6 protein-coding genes are annotated in these 5,135 nt (G+C 64.5%); 3 read left to right on the forward strand and 3 right to left on the reverse strand.

Annotation, left to right across the window (positions count from 1 at the left end; translation table 11 throughout):
• Together FHS00_RS17455 and FHS00_RS17460 are read left to right on the forward strand one after the other, a co-directional pair.
• Positions 1–1,302: glycosyltransferase (locus tag FHS00_RS17455; RefSeq protein WP_183475371.1), on the forward strand; the 1,302-nt coding region annotated here is incomplete at its 5' end.
• Positions 1,299–1,739 (forward strand): hypothetical protein, encoded by a 441-nt coding sequence (locus FHS00_RS17460; RefSeq protein ID WP_183475372.1) that lies wholly within the window; start codon positions 1,299–1,301, stop codon positions 1,737–1,739. The genes FHS00_RS17455 and FHS00_RS17460, both read left to right, overlap by 4 nt.
• On the opposite strand, the gene FHS00_RS17465 is transcribed toward FHS00_RS17460, so the two are convergent.
• From FHS00_RS17465 to FHS00_RS17475, 3 genes are read right to left on the reverse strand one after another with little or no spacing between them, the layout of a single operon-like run.
• Positions 1,736–2,173, reverse strand: a complete 438-nt coding sequence (locus tag FHS00_RS17465) for an ATP-binding protein (protein ID WP_183475373.1) — start codon at positions 2,171–2,173, stop codon at positions 1,736–1,738. The genes FHS00_RS17460 and FHS00_RS17465 overlap by 4 nt on opposite strands.
• A gap of 12 nt (positions 2,174–2,185) precedes the next feature.
• Positions 2,186–2,524 (reverse strand): STAS domain-containing protein, encoded by a 339-nt coding sequence (locus tag FHS00_RS17470; RefSeq protein ID WP_183475374.1) that lies wholly within the window; start codon positions 2,522–2,524, stop codon positions 2,186–2,188.
• A complete protein-coding gene (locus FHS00_RS17475; RefSeq protein ID WP_183475375.1) occupies positions 2,514–4,424 on the reverse strand; it encodes a PP2C family protein-serine/threonine phosphatase in 1,911 nt (636 codons plus the stop codon). The genes FHS00_RS17470 and FHS00_RS17475 overlap by 11 nt, the downstream gene beginning before the upstream one ends.
• A 107-nt stretch (positions 4,425–4,531) precedes the next feature.
• Between FHS00_RS17475 and FHS00_RS17480 the strand changes: the two genes are divergently transcribed.
• Positions 4,532–5,135, forward strand: a 604-nt coding sequence (locus FHS00_RS17480) for an endo-1,4-beta-xylanase (protein ID WP_183475376.1), incomplete at its 3' end; no start/stop codon positions are given.

The raw sequence follows: 5,135 nt of genomic DNA on the forward strand, positions 1-5,135 counted from the left end.
CGCAACGCGCTCGAGAACAGCTCCGGCGATCTGGTGGTGATCTGCGACGCTGATACCCGGCCCTTTCCGGAGTTCCTTGAGGAGACACTAGGCTACTTCCGTGACCCCAAGATGGCTTGGGTCCAGACCCCGCAATGGTTCAGCGACATCCCCCCGGGCGTGCCGCTCACCGCCTGGCTGCAGCGCCGGTTGGGTCGCATGGGCGGTGCGGTCGGTGCAGGGTTGGAGCGCATGCTGGGGCCGGTGCGGTTAGGCGAAGATCCCTTCGGCAACGACCCGCAGCTCTTCTACGACTTCATCCTGCGCCGGCGGAACCGCGTCAACGCCGCCTTCTGCTGCGGCGCGGGCTCGGTGCATCGCCGCGATGCGGTGATGGAGGGCGCCCTGCGGCAGTGGTCGGCCGGCATCGAGGCGGCGCTGCGCCGGGACGCGACAGAGTTGCGTCGCGTCACCGGCGAGAGAGAACTCGCGCCGGGCCTGCAGGATGCGCAGCGCTGGCAGAGTGCGCTCGAGGCCGAGTTCACACCCTACAAGTTCCACGTCTCGGAAGACATCTACACTTCGATCGCTCTTCACCGTGACATTGAGCGCGGCTGGAAGTCAGTCCAGCATCCGACCGTGCTAAGCCGCATGCTGTCGCCCAGCGACCTGCTGAGTTGGACGATCCAGCGCTTCAAATATGCCGGCGGCACGCTCGATATCCTGCGGACCGACAACCCGCTGTTCCGACCGGGCCTGACGCTCGGCCAGCGGATCATGTACGGCTCGACCTTTTACTCCTACCTGTCGCCACTCTGGAACGTGGTCTTCATCCTCGCCCCGATCATCTTCATGCTGACTGGCATCGCGCCGCTCAACGGCTATTCCCTCGACTTCTTCCTTCACATCGGCCCGTTTCTGCTCTTGAACGAGTTCGCCATGCTGGTCGGACTTTGGGGTGTGTCGGTGGCCCGCGGACGGGCCTGGTATATCGCGGCCTTCCCGCTCAATCTTCGTGCCCTCTGGACGGTGCTGAAGAAGCAGAAAATATCGTTTCCGGTCACGCCCAAGGACCGACAGGGCGGGCGCTTCCTGCATCTGGTGAAATGGCAGATCGGGCTGGTGGTCGCGATCGTCGTCGCGCTGATCTGGGGGTGGTCCCGGTTCGCGACGGGGGTCGAGGGCTACACGCTTGGCGGCATGATCGCCAACACGGTCTGGGGAGGTTACAACGCGCTGTCGATGCTGCCCATCATCCGCGCCGCTGTCTGGCAGCCCGATCCAGAATTTGAAACCGCCATCGTCGAAGGAAAGCCTGCATGAGCTTTACCGAAGGGCTGCGCACCGCTCGCGGCCAGATCGCCTGGATCTTGGCACTCGCCGTGTCCACCGCCGTGATCGTGCATCTCGAACAGCTTGATACCGAGGATCGCATCAATGCCCGGCTTCTGGCGGCAGGTGTGCGCGCGCCCGATCTGCCGCAGGGCTACGCCGACACCATCGATGGGCTACTGGACGAGCTCCGGGCTGCGGGCGAAGTCGGACCCGCGGATCCGGATCGGCGAGCGGCGCATCTAGTTGCGCTGTCGACGGCCATCCTGAGTGGCCGGATCTCTCTGGGTGCAGCTAGGGCAGAGGTGGAACGGGTCGCGGCCTGGCCGGGGGAAGCCAGCCCGGCCCTGCGTGCGGCGCGGGCTCAGATCGCCTTGCTCTATCCTGATCTTGCGGACAGCGACAATCCGGAGATTGCGGCGCGCTAGGCTGGCGCGGCCCGGCGGTGCTGTCGGAGCACTAGCCGGTTGCGGCCGCCCTGGCTGGAATAGCTGATCTCATCGATCAGCATATGGATCAGCCCTAGCCCCATGCCACCCTCAGGCAGGTCTTCAATCCGATCCGGGTCAAACTCGGCCACTCCGTCTTGCCCGGCCTCGAACGCGGCGATTGGGATCGGCCGGCCCCGGTCCTCCAGCGTCACCGTGACCGCATGGGTTGCCTCGGGTTCGAGATGCAAGGTGACCGGTCCGGGACCCCGGCGCTCGGGATAACCATGCTCAGCGATGTTGTTGAGAGCTTCGGCCAGCGCCATCTCGAGCATCTCGCTGGCCTCGCTGCCGATGACGGGCTCGGTCGCTTGGCGCACTGCTGTCGTCAATTCGGCTATCCGGGAGAACTCGCAGGGCAGGGACCAATCCATGACCGTACTAGCCTATCCCCGCAACCGCGCGACTGCGGCGGGGACATCGGGCTCGAGGATGAAGACCCGGTCCATGCGGGTCAGTGTGAACAGCCGCTGCACCGCGCCGCTGACGCCTACCACGGCCATGTTGCCGCGTGGTCCGAGGCGCTTCAGGCAACTCACTAGGGCGCCCAAGCCGGAGCTGTCCATGAAGGCGGTCTGCGACAGGTCGAGTACCAGCTGGTGCTGCCCAGCTTCGACCCGCTGCACAAGTGCGTCCTTCAGCGCGGGGGCCTGGCTGGCATCGAGTCGGCTTTCCCCGACGCTCAGGACGCAGATCCCATGCTCGTAGCGTTCTTCAATCTTCATCTCTGCCCATCGCTTCCAGTACCAGCAGCGTCACATCGTCCTCCAGCGTGTCCGACCCCCGCCATCCCCGCAGTTCGGCACTGAGCCGGTCGAGGAGGCGCGCAGTCGAAAGCGTCGCCGCTCGCGCAAGCATCGCATGCAACCGGGCCTCCCCGAAAGCCTCCTTATGCGTGTTCTCTGCTTCGGTCAGCCCGTCCGAGTAGACCAGCAGCCGCGACCCGCGCGGGAAATCGAAGTCGACCTCTTCATAATGATTTCCGGTCAGAATGCCGACCGGAACGCCGCCATCGCCCAGCGTCTCGGGAGGACGGTCCGGGCACATGAGGATCGGGCCGGGATGGCCGGCCTGAACCAGACGCCCCCGGCCGCGCTGAATATCGATCTCGCCCAAGGCTAGGGTGAAATATGGCATGCTGGCTGGCCAGTCGGCATTGATCTTGGCCACGATTGCCGCGAGATCCGCGCGGTCATCACTTTCGATCAGAGCCTGCAGAAGCAAGTTGTGGGCTCCGACGGAGACGAGCGCCGCCGGGGCGCCATGACCGGCAACATCCACTTGAAAAAACAGCAGCCGCCCGTCGGACCGACGCACCACGTCATAGGTGTCGCCGGCGATATAATGTGATGGTTTGAGCTGCCCTTGCACCCGAATGCCATCTTGGTTGGATGCGTCGGGAAGAAGGGCCTCCTGCACAGTCGCCGCCGCTTGCAGGTCGAGCCGCAGCTGCCTGTAGGCCGATTTGAGGCGCCCGAGAAGCTTGTCGCGTTCGGTCTGCAGGCGGGCACGGCGCAGGGCATTGGCCTTGAAGATGCGCAGGGCGTCACGCATCCGCCCCACCTCGTCGTCGCGGTAGACAGACGGCAACTCGACGTCGAGCCTACCGTCCGCAAGCTTCAGCATGTCGTCATGGATGTCGTCGAGTGGTTGGATCAGCCTGGTGCGCACGGCGTACCAACCGTAAAAGGCCGTCCCACTTGCCAAGACGAGGAGCACGCTCCAGACCAGCAGCCATGCAAACGACCGGCGGGTCAGGTCCTCGAGGGCTTCGCCAGAGGTGGCAAGTAGCCCTGTCAGGAAATCGAGGCTGGCTGCACGCGCCTCTCGCTCGAACGCGGTCCAGCTTTCGATGTCCGCCGGGTCACGGCCACGCTCCATGTCTTCAATGACCGCCGCCGCACTGACGAAATAGCGGTCCTCGTAGCTGCGGATCACCCGTTCCAGCGCAGGTGTCACGACACCCCCTTGTAAAAGCAGTTGTTCCTGCATTTGTTCGAGCGCAAATCGGGCGCGGCTGAGGTTGTCGCGCGCGGCTTTCAGTACTGCCTCGGAATAGGCCTCGCCCGCGAAGACCTGACCGGTGATCAGTGCCGCGTTGCGGCCGACATATTCGAGCAGCAGACCGTTGTAGCGGCGCAGATGGGCGCTGGCCGGGGCGACGGGCTCGGACTGGAATTCCCAAGACAGGAGGCCCAGCCGCAGTGCGATCACCTCCTCGATGACTTCCGTGTAACGGGAAAACAGCGCATCGGCGTCTAGCTCTCCTGCTTGCGCGTCCTGCCGCAAAACGGCAAGGCGGGTGTCGATCTCCTGGGCACGCACCGCAAGTTCCGGGCGCTCGGCGACGGCCGTGGCCGCCGAAACCAGCATCGGTTTTGTTACGCCGGCTCGGATTGGGGCGATCTCGAGGTGAGGCGCGCCAAGTCGGTCAAGATAGGCTCTGCGGCGCTGGTCCGACAAGTCGATGGCCAGCAAGCTGAGTTCGCCGCGGGCGGCATTGGATTTCTCCAAGGCAGTGAACAGCCGATGCGTGTTCCAGGCCCCCAAGATCTGCAGGACCACCGAGAACAGCAATGTCGCGACGATGACTGCGTAGACAGCGTTGAGCGTGTTCCGCAGCATCATGGCGCCTGAAGGTGGTTTGCTGGTTTCATGCGACGATCTAGTTCCCGGCCATGTCTTTGGCGCACCCACATAGCCCACGATCGGCCCCTCTGCGAGGGGCAGCGGTGGCACTGAGCGATTTCGCCGATTCCATTTTTGTGCAGGCGTTACAGGAGGATTGCGGTCTGATCGTGCCGGAATACGAGCTGCAGTGGGACCGGATGCGACCGACCCTGCGCCGCACCGATTGGCGTCGCGCCGATGCCCTGCTTGAGCTGGCTCAGCGACAAGGGTTGGAGCTGCGTGGCCACGCAATGCTTTGGCATGGTGCGCTGCCAAATTGGTTCGAAGCTCTCTCTCCGGCGGCAGCGCGGCGCGCGGCGTTGGCCCGTATCAGCTCGCTCGGCCGGCGTTACCGGGGCCGTGTTCATTCGTGGGATGTCGTCAACGAGCCTCTCTCCGAGACGGGCGAGGGGCTACGCGACGGACCCTTGCTGCGAGCCTTCGGCGCAGGGCTATTGAGCGCCTGTTTTGCGCGTGCAGCGCAGGCGGATCCCGGCACCTTGCTGGTCCTGAACGAGATGGGCCTTGAGTATGGCGGCGCTCAGGCAGATCGCAAACGCCACACCATGCTGCGCCTGCTTGAGCGCGAACTTGGACGAGGGACGCCGATCGGAGCGTTGGGGCTGCAAGGACATCTCGATGCCAGTGATGGTCCGCATGACCATC

Source organism: Limimaricola variabilis (genome assembly GCF_014195545.1).
Classification (GTDB): domain Bacteria; phylum Pseudomonadota; class Alphaproteobacteria; order Rhodobacterales; family Rhodobacteraceae; genus Limimaricola; species Limimaricola variabilis.